The organism is Staphylococcus edaphicus, from assembly GCF_002614725.1.
GTDB lineage: Bacteria > Bacillota > Bacilli > Staphylococcales > Staphylococcaceae > Staphylococcus > Staphylococcus edaphicus.
The window spans coordinates 1-668 of record NZ_MRZN01000042.1; the positions used below are offsets into that span (position 1 = coordinate 1).

The 668-nt window shown below is 34.4% G+C and carries 1 protein-coding gene; it reads right to left on the reverse strand.

Annotated features, from left to right (window positions below; genetic code table 11):
• Window positions 1–237: 237 nt before the first annotated feature.
• A partial coding sequence (locus BTJ66_RS13435; RefSeq protein WP_193433036.1) for a transposase occupies window positions 238–668 on the reverse strand: 431 nt, incomplete at its 5' end.

The window sequence follows — 668 nt, forward strand, 5'->3', positions numbered from 1 at the left end:
GAATAGTATGAGTGAGAGACTACAGGCTCGAACCATACCCCAGGCAAGCATGCACGGTCAAAATCGTAAGATTTTAAATATAAAGAGGACTAACCCATAAAGGATTAGCCCTCTTTTTTTGAGATTGAGTATTTATGTCCCGGACTCTTCAGAACGTAGACAAACCTTGCGCAAATTAATGCGTAAGGTTTGTTTATTTTTATTTATATAGTCATTTTTCAAAAAAGCAGTGGTCTTTCAGACCATTGCTTGTCCTTTTACTAGCCACATTGCGATTTTTTTAAGATTCATGGCAACACAAATTAGCGTGGTATCCATGGAAACTTTGTCATGTCCTCTATATCTCGTCCATCGCATACCATGCTGCTCTTTTGCATCACCAAATCTTCTCTCTATTGTTTGACTTCGCATTTTATATTGTTTTTTTACTGTATCCACAAACCTTAAATCTTCAACTATATCTAAATCATCTTGCCAAACATGTCTTCTAATTTGTTTTATGGCATCTTTATTTTCGGTACATTTACTTAATACCGGACAGTCTCGACATATTGAACCATCTGATATATATAATCTGTGTCCTGTTGGCATTGTTCTTTTATATAATAAAGTTTCATCATTAGGACAAATATAAGTATCATAATGTTCATCGTAGATGAAATCTTTTG